General features: G+C 72.5%; 22 protein-coding genes. 12 read left to right on the forward strand and 10 right to left on the reverse strand.

Annotated elements, in window-relative coordinates; translation table 11 throughout:
* Positions 1-105: 105 nt before the first annotated feature.
* Positions 106-1,452: a hypothetical protein gene (locus ABZ910_RS23010; RefSeq protein WP_361368479.1), complete on the reverse strand. Its 1,347-nt coding sequence runs from the start codon at positions 1,450-1,452 to the stop codon at positions 106-108.
* Positions 1,453-1,869: 417 nt separating this feature from the next.
* Between ABZ910_RS23010 and ABZ910_RS23015 the strand changes: the two genes are divergently transcribed.
* The 7 genes from ABZ910_RS23015 (at position 1,870) to ABZ910_RS23045 (ending at position 8,087) form a co-directional block, all read left to right on the forward strand.
* On the forward strand, positions 1,870-2,253 hold the full coding sequence (locus ABZ910_RS23015; protein WP_361368141.1) for a BlaI/MecI/CopY family transcriptional regulator: 384 nt from the start codon (positions 1,870-1,872) through the stop codon (positions 2,251-2,253).
* A complete protein-coding gene (locus tag ABZ910_RS23020) occupies positions 2,250-3,143 on the forward strand; it encodes a M56 family metallopeptidase (protein WP_361368144.1) in 894 nt (297 codons plus the stop codon). The genes ABZ910_RS23015 and ABZ910_RS23020 overlap by 4 nt, the downstream gene beginning before the upstream one ends.
* Positions 3,144-3,198: 55 nt before the next feature.
* Positions 3,199-3,879 (forward strand): nucleoside/nucleotide kinase family protein, encoded by a 681-nt coding sequence (locus ABZ910_RS23025; RefSeq protein WP_361368147.1) that lies wholly within the window; start codon positions 3,199-3,201, stop codon positions 3,877-3,879.
* A gap of 260 nt (positions 3,880-4,139) precedes the next feature.
* The gene (locus ABZ910_RS23030) at positions 4,140-5,717 is read left to right on the forward strand and encodes a phospholipid carrier-dependent glycosyltransferase (RefSeq protein WP_361368482.1); all 1,578 of its coding nucleotides are present in this window, start codon (positions 4,140-4,142) and stop codon (positions 5,715-5,717) included.
* A gap of 111 nt (positions 5,718-5,828) precedes the next feature.
* Positions 5,829-6,752 (forward strand): MurR/RpiR family transcriptional regulator, encoded by a 924-nt coding sequence (locus ABZ910_RS23035; protein ID WP_361368149.1) that lies wholly within the window; start codon positions 5,829-5,831, stop codon positions 6,750-6,752.
* Positions 6,753-7,043: 291 nt separating this feature from the next.
* Positions 7,044-7,424: a hypothetical protein gene (locus ABZ910_RS23040; RefSeq protein WP_361368152.1), complete on the forward strand. Its 381-nt coding sequence runs from the start codon at positions 7,044-7,046 to the stop codon at positions 7,422-7,424.
* 246 nt (positions 7,425-7,670) lie between these two features.
* Complete coding sequence (locus ABZ910_RS23045) at positions 7,671-8,087, forward strand: zinc ribbon domain-containing protein (RefSeq protein WP_361368155.1); 417 nt, start codon at positions 7,671-7,673, stop codon at positions 8,085-8,087.
* Positions 8,088-8,151: 64 nt separating this feature from the next.
* On the opposite strand, the gene ABZ910_RS23050 is transcribed toward ABZ910_RS23045, so the two are convergent.
* Positions 8,152-8,538: a PPOX class F420-dependent oxidoreductase gene (locus tag ABZ910_RS23050; protein WP_361368158.1), complete on the reverse strand. Its 387-nt coding sequence runs from the start codon at positions 8,536-8,538 to the stop codon at positions 8,152-8,154.
* A gap of 10 nt (positions 8,539-8,548) precedes the next feature.
* Positions 8,549-9,307, reverse strand: coding sequence for a type 1 glutamine amidotransferase domain-containing protein (locus ABZ910_RS23055; protein WP_361368161.1), 759 nt, complete (start codon positions 9,305-9,307; stop codon positions 8,549-8,551).
* 168 nt (positions 9,308-9,475) lie between these two features.
* Here ABZ910_RS23055 and ABZ910_RS23060 point away from each other — a divergent pair, with 168 nt between their 5' ends.
* Positions 9,476-10,312, forward strand: coding sequence for an SAM-dependent methyltransferase (locus ABZ910_RS23060; RefSeq protein WP_361368163.1), 837 nt, complete (start codon positions 9,476-9,478; stop codon positions 10,310-10,312).
* 116 nt (positions 10,313-10,428) lie between these two features.
* The gene (locus ABZ910_RS23065) at positions 10,429-11,820 is read left to right on the forward strand and encodes a S1 family peptidase (RefSeq protein WP_361368166.1); all 1,392 of its coding nucleotides are present in this window, start codon (positions 10,429-10,431) and stop codon (positions 11,818-11,820) included.
* 30 nt (positions 11,821-11,850) lie between these two features.
* Here ABZ910_RS23065 and ABZ910_RS23070 read toward each other — a convergent pair whose 3' ends face one another.
* A complete protein-coding gene (locus ABZ910_RS23070) occupies positions 11,851-12,036 on the reverse strand; it encodes a hypothetical protein (RefSeq protein WP_361368169.1) in 186 nt (61 codons plus the stop codon).
* A gap of 128 nt (positions 12,037-12,164) precedes the next feature.
* On the opposite strand from ABZ910_RS23070, the gene ABZ910_RS23075 reads away from it, so the two are divergent.
* A complete protein-coding gene (locus ABZ910_RS23075) occupies positions 12,165-13,367 on the forward strand; it encodes a Gfo/Idh/MocA family oxidoreductase (RefSeq protein ID WP_361368172.1) in 1,203 nt (400 codons plus the stop codon).
* A gap of 27 nt (positions 13,368-13,394) precedes the next feature.
* Here the strand turns inward: ABZ910_RS23075 and ABZ910_RS23080 are convergent, their stop codons facing one another.
* From ABZ910_RS23080 to ABZ910_RS23100, 5 genes are all read right to left on the reverse strand, one after another.
* On the reverse strand, positions 13,395-14,090 hold the full coding sequence (locus ABZ910_RS23080) for a L,D-transpeptidase family protein (RefSeq protein WP_361368175.1): 696 nt from the start codon (positions 14,088-14,090) through the stop codon (positions 13,395-13,397).
* Between the two features lie 45 nt (positions 14,091-14,135).
* Complete coding sequence (locus tag ABZ910_RS23085; RefSeq protein WP_361368178.1) at positions 14,136-14,942, reverse strand: SDR family NAD(P)-dependent oxidoreductase; 807 nt, start codon at positions 14,940-14,942, stop codon at positions 14,136-14,138.
* A 103-nt stretch (positions 14,943-15,045) separates the two neighbouring features.
* A complete protein-coding gene (locus tag ABZ910_RS23090) occupies positions 15,046-15,675 on the reverse strand; it encodes an MBL fold metallo-hydrolase (protein WP_361368180.1) in 630 nt (209 codons plus the stop codon).
* Positions 15,675-16,760 carry an S-(hydroxymethyl)mycothiol dehydrogenase gene (locus tag ABZ910_RS23095; RefSeq protein WP_361368183.1) on the reverse strand — a complete coding sequence of 362 codons (1,086 nt, stop codon included), beginning with the start codon at positions 16,758-16,760 and terminating at the stop codon, positions 15,675-15,677. Before ABZ910_RS23095 ends, ABZ910_RS23090 begins: the two co-directional genes overlap by 1 nt.
* Before the next feature lie 164 nt (positions 16,761-16,924).
* Positions 16,925-17,221, reverse strand: a complete 297-nt coding sequence (locus tag ABZ910_RS23100) for a hypothetical protein (protein ID WP_361368186.1) — start codon at positions 17,219-17,221, stop codon at positions 16,925-16,927.
* A 175-nt stretch (positions 17,222-17,396) separates the two neighbouring features.
* On the opposite strand from ABZ910_RS23100, the gene ABZ910_RS23105 reads away from it, so the two are divergent.
* Together ABZ910_RS23105 and ABZ910_RS23110 are read left to right on the forward strand one after the other, a co-directional pair.
* Positions 17,397-17,768 (forward strand): nuclear transport factor 2 family protein, encoded by a 372-nt coding sequence (locus ABZ910_RS23105; RefSeq protein ID WP_361368188.1) that lies wholly within the window; start codon positions 17,397-17,399, stop codon positions 17,766-17,768.
* On the forward strand, positions 17,750-17,974 hold the full coding sequence (locus tag ABZ910_RS23110; RefSeq protein ID WP_361368191.1) for a hypothetical protein: 225 nt from the start codon (positions 17,750-17,752) through the stop codon (positions 17,972-17,974). Before ABZ910_RS23105 ends, ABZ910_RS23110 begins: the two co-directional genes overlap by 19 nt.
* An 11-nt stretch (positions 17,975-17,985) precedes the next feature.
* Here the strand turns inward: ABZ910_RS23110 and ABZ910_RS23115 are convergent, their stop codons facing one another.
* Complete coding sequence (locus tag ABZ910_RS23115; RefSeq protein WP_361368194.1) at positions 17,986-18,435, reverse strand: hypothetical protein; 450 nt, start codon at positions 18,433-18,435, stop codon at positions 17,986-17,988.
* Between the last annotated feature and the right edge of the window lie 26 nt (positions 18,436-18,461).

Here is an 18,461-nt window from a genome sequence, read left to right on the forward strand (position 1 = left end):
CGGGAGACCAGCGTGCCCAACACCGTTCGGGGCACACGACTGAGCACGAGTCCTGGCAGCAGGACTCACTCCCGCTCAGTCTCTAGGAACGGTTCAGCAGGGAGTTCAGGGGGTCGTTCCCGGCCTCGCGTGGTAGAGCCGGAGTCCGTCGAAGAGGGTGGACGGCCAGTCGCGGGCGTACGCAGGCGTGCGGTCCCCCTCGCCGACGAGTGTGGCGACGGGCTCGCTGCGTGCGGTCCGCTCGATGGCCGCCCGGGTCGTGTTGGCGTTGCTGCCCGAGGTCGCCCCCGAGGAGCAGCCGGCGTAGAACGCGATCGGGATGGCCTCATGCCCGGTGAGCAGGCAGGGCGGGCGCACGCCGAGGCGGTGCAGTTCGGCGGCGGTGCGCGCCCACCCCCGGTGGGCGGCCGTGGTGCGGCCGACCGTACGGTCCAGGACGGCGAGCTGTACCGCCGCGTGGGCGGCGAGCCCGAGGGCCACCAGGGTCACGGCCACTGGCCGCCAGGCACGCCCGGCCCCGGTCACGAGGTGGACCAGCGCGTCCGCGACGGGGAGGGCGAGCAGGGCGTAGGCGGGCAGCAGGAAGCGGGGTGCCGCGTATCCGATCATGAACAGGTAGGGGAAGGCCGCCGTCAGCCCGCACGCCAGGGGGAGGAGGGTGGCCGTCGTGCGCCCGGCTCGGACCGCGAGCACCAGACCGACCGCGGCGAGCACGGGCAGCACGAGCCACCAGGCGAAGACCACCGGGTCGGGCAGCGGTCCGGTGCACGGCCGGCACAGGGTCCGTCCCTCCAGGCTGCGCAGCACGTAGGGGACCGCGAAGTGCGCGCCGAGTCCGCCCTGGATCGCGGAGCCGACGGCCAGCCGCCGCGCGAGGCCGCCGTAGCTGACGTACGCCTCGACCACCCACTCGACGGCCCCGGCCGCCAGTCCGGCGAGAAGCGCGGCGAGCGGGGTCCAGTGGCGGCGGTACAGCGCGAGGGCGAGCAGCGGGAGGCTCGCCCAGACCGCGTCGGTTGGCCGCGTCCACGCCATCAGCGCTCCGCTCCCGGCCAGCCCCCACAGAGCGGCCCGGTCGCGGCGGCGGCCGGAGCCGGGTCCACGGACGCGCAGGAAGCAGCCGACTGCGGTCAACGCGCCCACGGCGACCCAGTAGTTGGGCATGACTTGCGGGCCGTAGAAGAGCGTCACCCAGAGGGAGGCGAACAGGGCGCCCGCCAGGGCCAGGACGCGCGGCGGGAACAGGCCCCGCCAGGCGCGCAGCGCGAGGAAGAGGGCGAGTCCGGACAGCACGGCCAGGTAGACCCGCAGCAGTGGCGTGGACGTCGACCAGGCGGTGACCGGCGCGACGAGCAGCGAGATGCCGCGGGCGCGGGGTGCGCTGAAAAAGGCCGCCGGTGCCTGCGGGCTGATCTGGCTGACATACACGGTCTCGTCCCAGCCGAGGCCCATTCCGGGGCGTACGAGGACGAGTTGGGCGACGGTGAAGGCGACCGCCACGGCGGCGAGCGGGCCGACGGCGCGGGCACGCCGGGCGCCGCGGGACGCGTGCCCCGGTCGGTCGCGCCGTGTCCTGGTCAGCAGAGTGATCGCATGGCCGGCCATCATCCGCCCCTTCTCCCCTACGGCCCGTAGGGTTTCCGTCCCCTACGGGCCGTAGGGCTTCTGGTGCCCCGCGGTCCGATCCGGTCCGATCCGCTTCGGTGCCCTTCGGCCCGGTCCGCGGCTTCGAGGGCGGGATTCAGGAAAAACGCGGTCAGATTACCCCGTATCGGGCGGGTATGCAGCGCGGAGATCGGGCGGCCCGGGAGTCCAGAAGTGCGGTTACCACCGGCCGCCCGCCGCCCTACGCGCTGTAAGGTTGGAGGCATGGCTGGCACGGGGTCCCGCGGCAGGGCGGAGCGGCGCAGCGCCGGGGAGCTGGAGAGCGAGGTGCTGGCCACCCTGTGGGCCACCGAGCGACCGCTGACACCGGCCGAGATACAGGCGGACATCGGCGGCGGCCTCGCCTACAACACGGTGCACACCATTCTCAAGCGGCTGTACGACAAGGGGCTCGTGCTCCGGGACGCCGACGGGCGGCGCGGCGCGTACCGGCCCGTGAAGAACGCGGCCGAGCTGACCGCCGAGGCGATGCACGAGGCCCTGGACCGCGGCCCGGACCCGATCGCCGCCCTGCAGCAGTTCGTGTCGGGTCTGAGCCCCGAGGAGGAGCGGGCGCTGCGCCACCTGCTGGGCGGGGGCGGCGTATGAGGTTCGACGTCTACACACCGCTGCTGGTGTCCCTGCTGCTCCCCCTGGTCAGCCCGGTGATGGGCCGACGGATGGCCCCGGGGCCGGCCACCCGTGTGCTGGCCTCGGCCGCCGTGGCGACCGCGGTGGCCACCACCTGGTCGCTTCTGCTGCTGGCGGCCACGCTGGTCGGCGCCGCGCCGCCGCTGGTCCGGGAGGCGCAGGAGGACGGGCACCCGCGCGCCGTCCCCGTTCCGGAGGTCGTCGGGATCGCGGCGAGCGTGGCCCTGGCGGTCGTCGTCTACCGCGTGTACCGGGTGGTGCGGGCCGAACGGGGCACCCGGCGTGCGCTGCGGCGGCTGTGCCAGGGGCATCCGGCGGACACCGAGCTCATCGTCGCCGCGTCCGACGTGCCGCAGGCCTTCGCGATTCCGGGCAGGCCGGGCCGGATCCTGGTCACGTCCGCCATGCTGGGCGCGCTGCGGCCGGCCGAGCGCCGGGTGCTGCTCGCCCATGAGCGCGCCCATCTGACGTACCGGCACGGCGCCCTGGTGAGTGCGGCCACGCTGGCCGTCGCGGCCAACCCGCTGCTGGGCCCGGTGCGCGACGCCGTGGCCTTCCTCGCGGAACGCGGGGCGGACGAGCAGGCCGCCGACGAGGTCGGGGACCGGGGGACGACCGCGCGTGCGCTGGCCCGCGCCGCGCTCACCACGGGCGGCGCCCGGCGCGTGTGCGCCCTGAACTTCATGGACCGCGCCGTCACCCGCCGGATCGCCGCGCTGCAGACGAGCCCGCCCGCGCACCTGCGGTCGGCGGCCCTGGCCGTCCTCGCGCTGGGCGCGCTCCCGGCCCTGGGCGCCGCCGACGCGACGCGCGACCTGCTGGTGCTGCTCACGGGCGGGTCGGCGTGAGCGCCCTCCGCCACCGGCACACGGCACCGAGTCCGCGAGTGCCACACTTTCCTGTGTGCCGCTGACCTTCGACGACCTCCTGGCCCGTGCCCGCGACCTCGCCACGGGCGGGCGCCGGGCGATCCTGGGGATCGCCGGCAGCCCCGGCGCGGGCAAGACGACGCTGGCCGAGCGGCTGGTCGGCGAGCTGAACGGCCCGGGCGAGCCCTGGGCCGCGCACGTCCCCATGGACGGTTTCCACCTCGCCGACGTCGAGCTGGACCGGCTGGGCCGCCGGGGGCGCAAGGGCGCGCCCGACACCTTCGACGCGGCGGGGTACGCGGCGCTGCTGCGGCGGCTGCGCGAGGAGGCGGACGGCCACACCGTCTACGCACCGGGCTTCGAGCGGGTGCTGGAGCAGCCACTCGCGGGGGTCATTCCGGTGCCGCCGGAGATCCGGCTCGTGGTGACGGAGGGCAACTACCTTCTGCTGGGGACGGGTTCGTGGCCGCTGGTGCGGTCGCGGCTGGACGAGGTGTGGTTCTGCGAGATCGACGAGCAGGAGCGGATCCGCCGACTCGTCGCCCGGCACGAGGAGTTCGGCAAGGACCACGACACGGCGGTGGCCTGGGTGCGGGGCACCGACCAGCGCAACGCGGACCTGATCGCGCCCACCCGGGAGCGGGCCGACCTGCTCGTCCCGGCGAGCGCACTGCCGGCACCGTGCCGGCCGAGGCGGTCGGGCGCGGTGCGGTGAACGCCGGCGCGCCCTCTGCCGTACCGGTGTGTACGGCAGAGGGTCTGCCGGTACGGCTCGCCGCAGGGCGGATGATGGCGCGCGCACGACGCTCGGTCCTCGAACGGCTCCCGCCCGGCGTCCACGACAGCGAGGGGACGGCGCCGAGCCGCACCGGCGCGACGGCCGCGGCCCGCTCGCGCCTGGACATCGCGTGCACCGCTCTGCGCCGCAGGCGCGCGTGGCTCGTGCCGCTGCTCGTGACGCTGCTGCTCGCGCAGATGGCCGTGGCGATGGTGACCACGGCCGTACGGCAGACGCCGACCATCGACGAACCGGTGTACGTGGCCTCGGCCGCCGACTACCTGCGCACCCACCGCCTGCTCCACAACCCCGAGCACCCGCCGCTCGGCAAACTCGTCATCATGGCCGGGGTGGCGCTCGCCGACCCGCACTACGACGCGTCGTTCACCGGCGACCAGGGACGGGCGGGACGGCATCTGCTGTACGAGTCCGGCAACGACCCGTGGCGCCTGATGCTGTGGGCCCGGCTGCCGATGATCGTGCTGACGCTGCTGTTCGGGCTGGTGGTGCTCGCCTTCGCGCATGAAGTCACGGGTACGGCGGGCGGGTTGGCGGCGCTCGCCCTGTACGCCCTCTCCCCCGACGTCATCGCGCACGGCTCGCTGGCCACGCTGGACGTCCCGGCGGCCGGGTTCGTGCTGACGTCGACATGGCTGGTGTGGCGGGCGCGGCACCGGCCCCGGACGTACCTCCCGCTCGCCGGAGCGGCGCTCGGAGCCGCCGTGGCGACGAAGATGAGCGCGCTTCCCGCGGTGCCGGTGCTGATGCTGCTGGCCGTGCTGTCCGTGTGGCACGCGCGGGGTCCGGAGGGGCGGGGCGACCACGGCGGCGACCGCCGCAGGACCCTGCTGCCGGCGCTCGCGGGGGCGGCGGTCGTGGCGGTCGTCGCGGTGACGGTCGTCTGGGCGGCGTATCTCGCGGTCGACCCGCGACTGCGGTTCACGCCGACCGAGCAGGTGCCCGTCGTGCACGGGCTGCGGGGGCGCCTGGTCGATCTGCTGCCGTTCCCGCGGGCGTACCGGGACGGGATGCGGGTGCAGTTCGGCCTGGAAAACTACCCATGGCAGGGCTATCTGTTCGGGCGCGTCTACACGGGCTCGCTCTGGTACTACCTCCCGGCCGCCCTGCTGGTGAAGACGCCGCTGGGCTTGCTCGCGCTGGGGGCGGCCGGGTCCGTCGCGGTGGTGGCAGTACGACGGCTGCGGCCCGCCGCACCGTACCTGCTGCTGCCGCCCGCGGTGCTGCTGGCGGTGGCGATGACCGGGGCGCGGGACTTCGGCACGCGGTACGCGGTGTTCGCGCCGATGTTCCTGGCGGTCGCGGCGGCCGCTGTGGTGGCCGGGCGGTGGCGAGGGGCGCCCTGGGCTCGCTGGGCGGCGGGGGTGGTGGTGCTGTGGGTGGCGGTCGGTTCGCTGCGGGCGTTCCCGTACTACCTGCCGTACTCCAACGAGGCGTTCGGCGGCCCGGCCGGGACCCATCGGGTGCTGCACGACTCCAACGTGGACTGGGGCCAGGACCTGGGCCGGCTCGCCGACCGTCTCGGGTCGCGGTACCGGGGTGAGCGGATCTGGCTCGTCTACAAGGGCAGTGGCGTGCCGTCGTACTACGGCATTCACGCCCCCGATCCGCGCGAGGCGCCGGTGGACGACGTGCACGGCCTGCTGGTGGTGTCGGACTCGGCGGCCGCCAAGGCGCGCGGACAACTGGCCGCTCTGATCGACAGCAGCCGCCCGATCGACGACGTCGGTCATTCGATCACGATCTACCGGCGCTGAGCGCCGGCCTGCCGCGGGAACGGCCGAGCCACCGGCTGTCCGGCACAAGCCCCTGGTCACCGGGTCGGTGAGCTATGTTGAGTCCTCGTGGGAGACAAAGGACGCGCACCGGTGCCCTCTCCGCAGCAGGCACGGGCGCAGGCATCGGCGATCAGCTCGGGCAGGACCGTGCCGGAGACGGAAGCCGCACCGACCTCCCGGCTGCGGGAACTCTTCGACGGACCACGGCTGTCCCCGGGCCAGCGCCGCATCGCCCAGTACCTCATCGAGCACATCACCGAGGCAGCGTTCTTGTCGATCACCGATCTCGCCGACCGCGTCGGCGTGAGCCAGCCGTCGGTGACACGGTTCGCCGCCGCGGTCGGCTTCAGCGGTTACCCGGCGCTGCGCGAGCGGCTCCAGGCGATCGCACTGAGCGCGCTGGCCGGTGGCCCGGGGGACGCCGAGGAGAACCGCAGCAACGAGTTGCAGGCGGCCGTCGACGCCGAGATCGCGAACCTGGAGAACCTGCGGCGCGACCTCGCCGACCCCGACCGCGTGATCCGCATCGGCCGCGAACTGTCCCGGTCGGCCCCGCTGACGGTGCTCGGACTGCGCATCTCCGTGTCTCTGGCGGAGTACTTCGCCTATGCCGCCCGCCGCATCCACCCCGACGTACGCCTGGTGACCAGGGGCGGCAGCGTGGCCTACGACGCGCTGCTGCAGTCCCGTGAGGCGGGCGGCACCTGGGTGCTGGCGTTCGGGATGCCGCGGCACGCACAGGAGACGCTCACCGCGATCCGGGTCGCGCGCGGTGCGGGGCTGCGGGTCGCCCTGGTGACCGACCTGGCGCTCGGGCCGCTGGCCGACGAGGCCGACGTCACCTTCGCCACCGGCACCGGATCCCGGCTGGTCTTCGACTCCTACGCCGCGCCCGGCGTGCTGTCGGCCGCGCTGCTGCAGGCCATGACCGACGCCGACCCCGAGCGCACCCAGGCGCGGCTCGAGGAGTACGAACAGGTCGCCGAGCAGCACCAGTTCTTCCTCAAGGACTGACCGTTCCCGCCTGAAGACCGACCGATTTCCGGACGGACCGGCCGCCCCTGCAATGGGATCATTCGATCAACCAGCGCATTCCAGGCATGAATGTTTTCATGCGTCTTGAAAAGCGGACGGCATATATAAATACTTCAGTCGTCCCCAGTCGCCGTCCCCTACCCGCGCGGCGTCCGGGGGTGTTCGGTCGGGCCTCGCCTGCGCGAATCGCCCGTGGCGGCCCCGGTCATCCCCTAGACCGGGGCCGCCCCCCTGTCGGACCACCCCTCACGACGCCGCACACCGGAAGCGATGATCATGACCGTGACGCCCACGCGCATCAGCCCGGACTGGCCCTGCCAGGTGAAGACGCCCGGCAGTTACGACTGGGAGCGCTCGGCGGCCAGATGGTTGCGCGAGCTGGTACCGGCCCGCTACGCCAGCTACCCGGCACTGATCCGCCACCCCGTGCTGCTCGCCCGGCACGCGCAGCTCCAGGTCCAGCAGGAGATCCGGGTGGCGCGGACGGCCCTGCAGACCGCGCGGGCCGAACTCCCGCCGCTGGGCATGCCCGAGTCGGTCATCGAGCACACGATCAAGCTCTACGCGGCCGAGGTGAGGCAGCTCCAGCACATCGCGCGCAGCGTCCGGGCGGTGAGCGAGGCCCTGGCCGGCCACCGCACCGGACGCTGAGACGGTCAGACGCGGCGCGCGGCACCCGCCGGGGTCCGGCGCGAGGCGCCGCCCGGATGCCGGCACGGTGAGCCTCCGGATTGCACGGGGTGCCACACCTCTCACATCCGATGGTACGGAGTACCTTCACGGGTGGCACTGAGTGCCATACGCTGTCGGCGTGCACGGTGCACGGTGAACCGCGCACATGCGTGCGCGGCTGACGTCGGCACGTGGGATTCCGGCCGAGCGCAGGGAGTTGACCAGGTGTACCACCACTCAGGAAGCGCCGCGCAGCCGGCGGGCGGCACCGCGACGAGCGTCCTCGAAGCCCGGTTCGCGGACTCGAAGGACGCCATCCTGTTCCAGCGCTGCACCTGGTGCGGCACCGCGATGTACCACCGGCTGCTGTGTCCGGTCTGCCAGGGCAGCGATCTGCGCACGGAGCGCAGCGAGGGCACGGGCACGGTCCGCCACACCACGATCGTGCACCGCAACACCCCCGCCGCGCGCAACGTGTCCATGGTCGAAATGGCCGAGGGCTTCGTCGTACGAGGCCGTGTCATGGGCCCGCCCGTCGGCATCAACAGCGGGGACCGGGTCCGGCTGTCCACGGCCAAGGACCCGGTGCGGGGCGAGCCGGTCTTCCAGTTGCTCGACGACACGCTGCGGGCCTGGACCTGAGCCGCACTGAGCTGAACTGAACTGAATTGACCCGACGTTGAGTCGTCAGCGGTGCCGCGACCCCTCAGGGCGTGAGCGTCACCCGGATTCCCACCGTGCCGTCCAGGCCGCGGCGCAGACGGCTGCCGAGGAGGGTGAGGCGGCCCGTGATGCCGTACTTGCGGGCGATGAGGTCGCGATAGCGGGCGGTGGTCGCGGCGTCGCAGATCTCGGCAGTGGCCGGGACCTGGTCGCCGGTCGGGCGGCCGCGCAGGTCGCACGGCCCGACGACGACGTCCGCGCGGCGGCGGATCCGCTTGACCTTCCACGAGTCGGCGGCCGTCCAGACACCGAGCGTGTCCCCGTCTCGCACCACCCAGACCGGAGTCGGGACCGCAGTGCCGTCCTTGCGGTAGCTGCTGACCAGAAGGTACTTGCCCGCGCCGAGCCGGGCCGACGTCATCTCGTTCATGCGCGGCAGTCTAGGAGGGCGTCCGCTGCCCGAGGAGAGCCAGGTAGCGGCGGGCGAAGAGGTACGCGTCGCCGGGCCAGCGCGCCGACAGATAGGTGCCGTCCTCGACGACGAACGCATGGGTGTCGTCCTCTGCGGTGCCGCGCCGGGTGAGCACCCGGGGCCCGCGCTCGAACCGCCCGTCGGCTCCGGTGAGGGCGGAACGCACCTCGTCCTCGACGTACGCGGGATAGGTGCGGTAGTAGCGGCCGAGGCGCCAGGCCGTGGTCAGATAGGCGGAGCGCTCCATGTACTTGGGCAGGCAGGTGGTGCGGCGGCCGGCCAGGACGCTGCGGCCGGTCGCCGGGTCCTCGGTCCGGGCCAGGACGAGCACGCCGTGGCAGATCGCGCCGACCGGCCGGCCGAGCGTCCAGAACCGGGCCACCTGGCGGCGCAGTTCGGCCGAGCCGAGGTACTGCCGCATGCCCGGCGCGTGCCCGCCCGGCAGCAGCAGGCCGTCGAAGTCGGCGACGTCCAGGTCCCGCCAGGCGGCCGTGGCGGCGAACTCCGGTGCGGCGCGGAGCTGTTCGTAGAACCGCCTGGGTTCGCCCGCCGCGCCCAGCCGCCCGAACAGCACGCCGGTGAGCAGCCGCGGGTCCGCCGCGGCACGGGTCCCGGCGTCCTCGGTGGCGAAGACGACCTCGTGCCCCGCGTCGGTGAGCAGCCGCCACGGGACGGCCACCTCGGTCACGTCGAAGTCCCGGTCGGGGACCGGCATCAGCACGCGCATCGGCCCATGATGGCAGCCGCGCCCCGCGGCCCTGGCACGGAGGTTCGGATTCCGGCCGTCCGGTCCCGTCGTACACGGAAAGTCCCGGACGAGCGGCGCAGATCAACTCGGGCGTCTAGATTGCACGTTGAACCCGGTACCACTCCTCAGGTCCCAAGGAGCCGCCCCGTGACCGACAAATCGGTATCCCCGCAGGACGTCGCCGAGTCGCCGCGCTACCGCATCGACACCAGCCAGCCGCACACGGCCCGGATCTGGAACTACTGGCTCGGCGGCCGGGACAACTACGAGGTCGACCGCGCGGCCGGCGACCAGATCCGCCAACTGCACCCGGGCATCGGCGACTACGCCCGGGCAGACCGGCTGTTCCTCGGGCGGGCCGTGCGCCACCTGGCCGGCGACGTCGGCATCCGCCAGTTCCTCGACATCGGCACCGGGCTGCCGACGGCCGACAACACGCACGAGGTCGCCCAGAGCGTCACCCCGGACGCCCGGATCGTGTACGTCGACAACGACCCGCTCGTCCTCACCCATGCGCGCGCCCTGCTCACCAGCACGCCCGAGGGCCGTACGGACTATCTCGACGCGGACCTGCGCGACGTCGACGCGATCATCGAACACGCCGCGAAGACCCTGGACTTCGGCAAGCCGGTCGCGCTGATGCTGCTCGGCGTGGTCATCTTCATCGGCGACGACGAGGACCCGTACGGGCTGGTGCGACGGCTGGTCGACAAGCTGCCGTCCGGCAGCCATCTCGTGCTGTCGCACACCATCACCAGCCCGGCGATGCCGGACGTGGACGAGGCGGTCGCGTTCTGGAACGAGAACGGCACCCCGAAGCTGACCCAGCGCACCCCCGCCGACGTCGCCCGCTTCTTCGACGGCCTGGAGCTGCTGGAGCCGGGGGTGGTGTCCTGCTCGCGCTGGCGCCCGGAGGAAGACGACAGCGACGGGGCCGTACCGGACGAGGTCGCCATGTTCGGCGCGGTGGCGCGCAAGCCCTGAGCGGATCACCGCCGCGGTGAACGCGGTCGCGCCGCGTCACGTATGGACTCAGGGGCGCTCAACCACCTGACGCCTCCGCGGTGTCGACGCCGCGCGATCGGGTTCGGGAGCCATGCATGAGGCACGCACGACGACGGGTTGTCCGGCGGGCGACACAGCTGGCGGCGGTCGGCGGACTCCTCCTGGGAGGCACCATGGTCACGCACGCCATGGCGAGCGAGCCACCCGGTACCGCCCCCGCGTCCGCCGCCCCGCTCGGTTCGGCCCACCGGCCCGGCCCCGGCGCCGCGCTGGTGGGCCGCCTCGGCACCGGCCGTACGGCGGGCAGCTGGATCGCGGCCGACGGGCACCCGGTCGTCGCGGTGACCGACCAGCAGGCCGCGGCGACGGTACGGGAGGCCGGGGCCGAGGCCAAGGTCGTGCCGCACAGCATGAACGAGCTCAAGTCGGCTGCGGCCACGCTGCGTTCGGCGCCACGCGTCGCGGGGACCGCATGGGCGGTGGACTACCGGACCAACCGGGTCGTGGTGCAGGCCGACCGGACCGTCTCGGCCGTCGACTGGTCCCGGATGTCCCAAGTGGCCGCGGACATCGGAGACTTCGTGCGCATGGAGCGCACGAACGGCACCTTCACCCCGCGCCTCAACGGGGCGCAGCCGATCCTCTCGACCAACGGACGCTGCTCGGCGGGCTTCAACGTCACCAACGGGCAACGGGACTTCATCCTCACCGCCGGGCACTGCGGGCCCGCCGACTCCATCTGGTTCGCCGGCGGCCAGGGCAACCAGCAGCTGGGCACGACGGTCGACTCCGACTTCCCCGGCAGCGACTTCTCGCTCATCCGGTACGCGTCGGGGAAGGCCGGTCCGGGCGCCGACGTGATCGCGGTCGGCGGCGGCAAGGGGGTGCGGATCACCGGCGCGGCCGATGCGACGGTCGGGCAGCGGGTGTTCCGCAGCGGCAGCACCAGCGGGCTGCACGACGGACAGGTGACCGGGCTCGACGTGACCGTGAACTATCCCGAGGGCACGGTGACCGGCCTCATCCAGACGAACGTGTGCGCCGAACCGGGCGACAGCGGCGGCCCGTTGTTCTCCGAGGGCGTGGCGCTCGGCGTGACGTCGGGTGGCAACGGCGACTGCAAGAAGGGCGGTACGACGTTCTTCCAGCCGGTGACGAAGGCGCTGTCCGCGCTCGGCGTCCGGCTGATCGTGTCCCCGCAGAAGGCGGGCGGCGCGGGCGGGGCCCAGAGCCCCTCCCCCGCGCCGTCGGCTTCGGCGGCGCAGGGCGCGCTCGCGCCGGGCGCGGCCTCGCCGGGGTCGTCGGCTCCGGTCTCCGGGACCACGCAGGGCGCGACCCTGCTGTCCCGCCTCACCGACGGCCGGAACACCGGCCCGGGTCTTCTGGTCGTCGCGGGCAGCCTGATCGCCCTGGCCGCGACGCGCTACATTCGCGCGGAGCGGGACCGCAAGGCGTATCGGCGTCATTACTCGGCGATGTGGGGCTGATCCCCACACGCCTCAGGAGGGAGGTGGCGCTCAGGCCGCCTTCGAGGACTGCGGGACCGCGGCGGCCCACTCCATGACGAGCCGCTGGTACTCCTCGCGCTGCTCGACGCTCAGTGTCCCGCCCGACCGGATCCACAGGGCGCGGATCTCCTCGTTGACCTCCGCGGCCGATCGCTCGGGGGCGGCTGCAACAGTGGTGGACATGCTGTGAAGCATATGCCGACCGACGTGAAGGCCGCGTGAGCAAGTATCGACATCCGAGGCATTTCGGACCGTGTTGCTCATCACGTCCATGCCTCGGGGATTACCGTCAATCCGCCCGGGATCACAGGGAGTTCATCCTCATGACGTTCTCGCTCGGCATCGTCGGCGCCGGTCAGTTCTCCGGCCAGTTCGCCGCGCTGTTCCAGGCCCATCCCGGCGTCGGTGACATCCATGTCACCGACCTGCTGCCCGAGCGGGCCGAGCGGCTCGCCGCCGCCCAGGCTCTCGCCGGCACCTTCCCGTCGTACGAGGCGATGCTGGAGTCGGACGCGGTCGACGCGGTCGCCGTCTTCACCCAGCGCTGGACCCACGGTCCCCTGGTCCTGCAGGGGCTGAACGCGGGCAAGCACGTGTACTCCGCGGTGCCCATGGCGATCAGCACCGAGGAGATCGCGTCGATCATCGACACGGTCGAGGCGACCGGACTGACGTACATGATGGGCGAGACCAGCCAGTACAACCCGGCCACGGTCCACGCCCGCAACCGGATCGCCGACGGCGCCTTCGGCCGGCTCTTCTACGCCGAGGGCGACTACGTCCACGACATGGACCTCGGCTTCTACGACGCGTACCGCTACAGCGGCGGCGAGAGCTGGAAGGCGACCGCCAGCTATCCCCCGCTGCTGTACCCGACGCATTCGGTGGGCGGTGTGCTGGGCGCCTGGCAGACACATGCGGTGAGCGTGTCGGCGATCGGGGTCGTGGACGAGCGGGACGACGGCGTCTTCGACCGGTCGGTCAGCCTGTTCGACAACGACGTCTCCAACGCGACCGCGCTGTTCGAGGTGGCGGGCGGCGGATCGTTCCGTACGAACGAGTTCCGGCGGGTCGGCTACCCCTCGCACATCCGCGAGTCCCGCTTCCGGTTCTTCGGCACGGAGGCCAGCATGGAGCAGCTCGCCACGGTCGCCCTGTGGCAGGACAAGAGCGGCGTGAAGGACATCAGCGAGCTGCTGGAGCCGAGGCCCACGATGTCTCCGGACGACCCCTCGTTGCGGCACGTCGCGCCCGAGCTGCGGGCGGCGTTCACCTCCGGTTCGGCACCGGTGCACGACCGCTCCCGGCTGCCGCGGGAGTTCGACCATCTGCCCAACGGGCACGAGGGCAGCCACCACTTCCTGGCGGACGACTTCGTGACCGCGGTCGCCACGGGCACGCTGCCGCCGGTGAACGCCTGGGTCGCCGCCCGCTACACCCTGCCGGGCATCGTCGCGCACGAGTCCGCGCGGCAGGGCGGGACACGGCTGCCGGTCCCGGACTTCGGGGACCCGCCTCGGACTTGACGTACCGGCGCGGCGGGCCGGGTGCCGTCAGGTGCCCGGCTTGCGGCCGTACACGAAGACGTCGTCGCCCTTCACCAGCAGCGACCAGTACTTCTTGGCGTCCGTGGTGGTCATGTTGACGCAGCCGTGCGAGCCCGGCGGGTTCCACATGCTGAGGCCCACCGAGTGGAAGGCCTGGCCGCCGTCGAAGAACTGGCTGTAGGGCATGGGCACGTGGTACACGCTCGAGACGTGGTCGATGTCCCGCCAGTAGATCTTCTTCAGGCCGGTGCGGGTCTCGTACCCGTCACGTCCGGTGCGCACGGGCACCGGACCGTAGACCAGCTTGCCGCCGTCCTGGATCCAGCTCAGCTGGAGCGTGAGGTTGACGCAGGCGATACGGCCCTTGTTCACCGGGCACTTGCCGTCCTTGTTGGGGTTGGTCCCGACGGCCTTCTGCTTGTTCATGAGGTCCATCACGCCCCAGGTGACAGGACCGGCGTAGCCGATGGCGGGCGTGATGCCGTGCTTGTTCTGGAAGGCCTGGATGGCCTTGCAGTCGGCGGACGACTGCTTGCCGTCGACCGGCCGGCCGAGGAACTTCTCCACCTGCCTCTGGTACGGCCCCGTCTGCGTGGTGCAGCTCGCGGCCTGCGCCGGTGCCGTGCCGAGTGCGAGCGTGAGCGGCGCCACCAGCCCTGCGACGCCGAGGGCGGCGACGCCCCGTCTGCGTATGTCCCCCATCACGGACCCTCCTCCTGGTATCCCTGTCGTCCTGTGAGACACGCGTCAGGGGGCATCGGTTGCAGGGACACCGCGCAGCGCCGTACGGAATCCCGTGTGTACGGCGGTGAGTCCGCCGTCGACGTGAAGGGTGGTGCCGGTGATCCACGCGGCGTCGCGGGAGGCGAGGAAGGCGACGGCGGCGGCGATGTCCTCGGGCTCGCCGACGCGGCCGAGCGGGTAGAGCGGGCGCAGCGCGTCGAGTGCGGCGTCGCGCCCCTCCCAGGCCGAGGTCCGGACCGTGCCCGGCACCACCAGGTTCGCCCGCACTCCGCGGGCGGCCGCGTGCCCGGCGAGGGTGCGGGTCAGCGAGCCCAGTCCGGCCTTCGCGGCGCTGTAGGCGTGGTTGCCGAAGTCCTGCAGGGCGTTGACGGAGCCCACGGAGACGACGGCACCCCGGCCGGAGGCGACTAGATGCGGCAGGGCGGCGCGGCAGCAGCGGTAGGCACCGGTCAGGGTGACGTCGAGGTCGCGCGCCCATGCCTCGTCCGGCCCGTCCTCGAAGAGGGCGGCGTCGGGAGTGCAGCTGGCCGCGCTGTTGACGAGCACGTCCAGCGAGCCGAGGACGTCGACGGCGTGCGCGACGGCCGCCTCCACGGAAGCCCGGTCGGCGACATCGCAGCCGAACGCCCGTACCGCCAGGCCCTGTTCACGCAGCGCGGCCGCGGCCTGCTCCGCCTCGGGCAGGTCCCGGTCGGTCACCAGCACCCGTCCGCCCTCCTCGGCGAGCCGCCGCGCGACGGCCGCACCGATCCCACGGGCCGCGCCCGTGACGAGAACTCCATGCCCTTCGAAGCGCTTGAGATCGGTCATGGGGGCGACAGTACGGCGGCGACGATCACATGGGGAGGGGGCGTCACGGTTGACGCCCCCTCCCAGGCCACGGACCGCACCGCCTCAGTGACCGCGCTCGATCTCAGTGACCGCGCGCGATCCACTCGTCCAGGTGCGGGGCCTCGGCGCCGATGGTCGTGGAATCGCCGTGGCCGGTGAGCACCTTCGTCTCGGGCGGGAGGATGAGCAGGCGGTCGCGGATGGAGTCGATGATCGTCGGGAAGTGGGAGTAGGAGCGGCCGGTGGCGCCGGGGCCGCCCTTGAAGAGGGTGTCGCCGGTGAACACGATGCCGAGGCCGGGGTCGTGGAGGCAGACCGAGCCGGGCGTGTGACCGGGGGTGTGGAGCACCGTCAGGTCCGCTCCGGCCGCCTCGATGACCTGGCCGTCGGCGAGATGCTCGTCGGGCTCCCGGTTCGGGTGGGTCATCTTCCACAGCGGCAGGTCGTCCGGGTGCAGCCAGATCGGGGCGCCGGTGCGGTCGGCGAGGGCGACCGCGGCGTCGACGTGGTCGTTGTGGGCGTGGGTGCACACGATCGCCTTGAGCCGGCGGTCGCCGACGGCCTCGGCGATGGCGTCGGCGTCGTGGGGGGCGTCGATCACGATGACATCGCGTTCGTCGCCGACGATCCACACGTTGTTGTCCACGTCCCAGGTGCCGCCGTCGAGCGTGAACTGCCCGGAGGTGACGAGACGTTCGATGCGCGTGGTCATCACAGCACCACCACCGACCGCAGGACGTCGCCGCGTTCCATGCGCTCGAACGCCTTCTCCACCTCGTTGATGTCGATGGTCTCGGTCACGAACGCCCCCAGGTCCAGGCGCCCTTGCAGATGCAGGTCGATCAGCATGGGGAAGTCGCGGGAGGGCAGACAGTCGCCGTACCAGGAGGGCTTGACGGCGCCGCCACGGGCGAAGACGTCCAGGAGCGGGATGTCGAGCTGCATCTCGGGGGTCGGCACGCCGACGAGGACGACCGTGCCGGCCAGGTCGCGGGCGTAGAAGGCCTGCTTGTACGTCTCCGGGCGGCCGACCGCGTCGATCACGACGTCGGCGCCGAAGCCGTCGGTCAGCTCGCGGATGGCCTCGACGGGGTCGGTCTCCCTGGAGTTGACGGTGTGGGTGGCGCCCATCGTCCGGGCGGTCTCCAGCTTCCGGTCGTCGATGTCGACGGCGATGATCTTCGCGGCCCCGGCCAGCTGAGCCCCGGCGATGGCCGCGTCACCGACGCCGCCGCAGCCGATGACCGCGACCGTGTCGCCGCGGCCGACGTTCCCGGTGTTGATCGCCGCGCCGAGGCCTGCCATCACACCGCAGCCGAGGAGGCCGGCGACGGCAGGCGACGCGGCGGGGTCGACCTTGGTGCACTGCCCGGCGGCGACCAGGGTCTTCTCGGCGAAGGCGCCGATACCGAGGGCCGGGGTGAGTTCGGTGCCGTCGGTCAGGGTCATCTTCTGCTGGGCGTTGTGCGTGTTGAAGCAGTACCAGGGGCGCCCGCGCCTGCAGGCCCGGCAGTTCCCGCACACGGCACGCCAGTTGAGGATCACGAAGTCGCCGGGCGCGACGTCGGTGACGCCCTCGCCGACCGACTCCACGACGCCGGCGGCCTCGTGGCCGAGCAGGAAGGGGAACTCGTCGGTGATGCCCCCCTGTTTGTAGTGCAGATCGGTGTGGCAGACGCCGCACGCCTCGACGCGTACGACGGCCTCTCCGGGCCCCGGATCCGGCACGACGATCGTCTCGACCCGCACGGGCTGGTCCTTGCCCGGTGCGATAACGCCGCGTACTTCCTGCGCCATGGCCTGGCCCCTTCCTCGATGTACCTGCTTTCCGACCCTACGTGTGACCGATCGGTAACATCACCCGGCAACGTCGCCGTCCGTATCCGTGGCGGCGTGGCGAGGCACGAACGAGGGCCGCCCGGTCGCCGGACGGCCCTCGCAGCAGAAACGTCGCGCCGTGCTCAGGTCTGGACGGCGGGCAGCAGCCCGGTCACGGGAGCGGCCAGGTCGGTCACCTGGTGCAACTGCCGCAGCTCCTGCAGGCGGTGGAGCCCCCGCAGTTGGTCGGAGACCCGAGGGACCTCGTGCCGGTGTTCCGCGGGGATCTCACCGGCGGCGAGCGAGTCGAGCGTGGCGAGGGGACTGATCTTCCCGGTGTCCTGTGCGGCCGCGGGGGCCGCGCTCGCCAGCGGCGCGGCGAGGCCCGTGACACCCGCGGCGAGGCCGACGGCGGCGACGATACGTCGTGTTGAGATCATGCCCTCAGCAACGGCGCCGGGCCCCGGGCGGACACGGGCGGCCGGTCGCGCTCACTCGTCAGGCGGAGCGACCCCGCTGCGTTTGCCTGGGCCGCCGGACCGGGGGAGCCTCGAAAGAAGGGGTCCCTTGCGGTCCGCGTCTCAGCGGGCCGCGTGCCCTCGAAGGAGGTCACCCATGGGCAGCGCTTCAGGCACCGACTTCGACATCGAGATCCTGCGCCAGGGCATCGAAGGCGACACGGCGGAGAACCTTCTGTCGCTGTACAACGACGACGCGGAGATACAGATCGTCGACCACGTCACCCAACCCAGCCATCCCAAGATCCTGCACGGCCGTGACGAGATCGGCCAGATGCTGAACGACGTCTACAGCCGCGACATGACGCACAAGTTGAACCAGTGCATCGTGGAGGGCGACCGCGCCGCGTACAGCGAGTCCTGCCAGTACCCGGACGGCACACGGGTCCTCACGGAGTCGATGATCATGCTGCGCGACGGGAAGATCACCAACCAGATCATGATCCAGGCATGGGACGAGCAGGAGTAGGCCGCAGGGGCGCCGGCGTCCAGGTCACCTCCCGGATGACCTGGACCGTCTCGGCCCGCACCGAGGTCGGACGAGCGCGCGAGACCCGGCACGGGCGGCTGTGGCCGCTCCCGGCGGCCGGCCGGGTCGTGTCCGCCGCCCTGCTGCGGGCGCTGCTGCGGGCGGCGCGCTCCCGCCCCGGCTCGCGCCACGCCCGGCGGCGGTGAGCGGTACCGGATCAGCCGCGGAGCATGACCCGCTCGCTCTGCGGGGGGATGACGTGCCAGAGCAGGTCCACGCCCTCGGTGTCGGCGGGCTGGATGTCGCCGGTGAACGTGTACAGCGGGAAGCCGTCGTACGTCACCTGCTCGCCGCTGCCGTCGGGACGGGTGACCGTGCCGAGCGTCCCCGCGAGTCCCGGCGGCAGCCGCAGGGCGGTGCCGGGGCGGGCGAGCAGCGGCTTGCGGGTCTCCGTGCAGGCGCCGAGGCAGGCGACGGTGCCCATGCCTCCCTCGATGTCGTTGCGGTAGACGGTGTGCCCGTCGGGGTCCGTGTAGAGCGGGCCCATGATGTCGCTGTGGGCGACCATGAGCGTCAGGGGCGCGGGTACCGGCGCCGGGGCGGGGGTGGCGCCGAGACACGACACGACGGCCACGGCGGCCGCGAAGGGCCCGATCAGTCCACGCATGAGGCTTTCTCCCAAGGTTCTCAAGG

The sequence above is a fragment of the Streptomyces sp. NPDC046805 genome (assembly GCF_040645355.1).
In the GTDB taxonomy this organism is placed as follows: Bacteria; Actinomycetota; Actinomycetes; order Streptomycetales; family Streptomycetaceae; genus Streptomyces.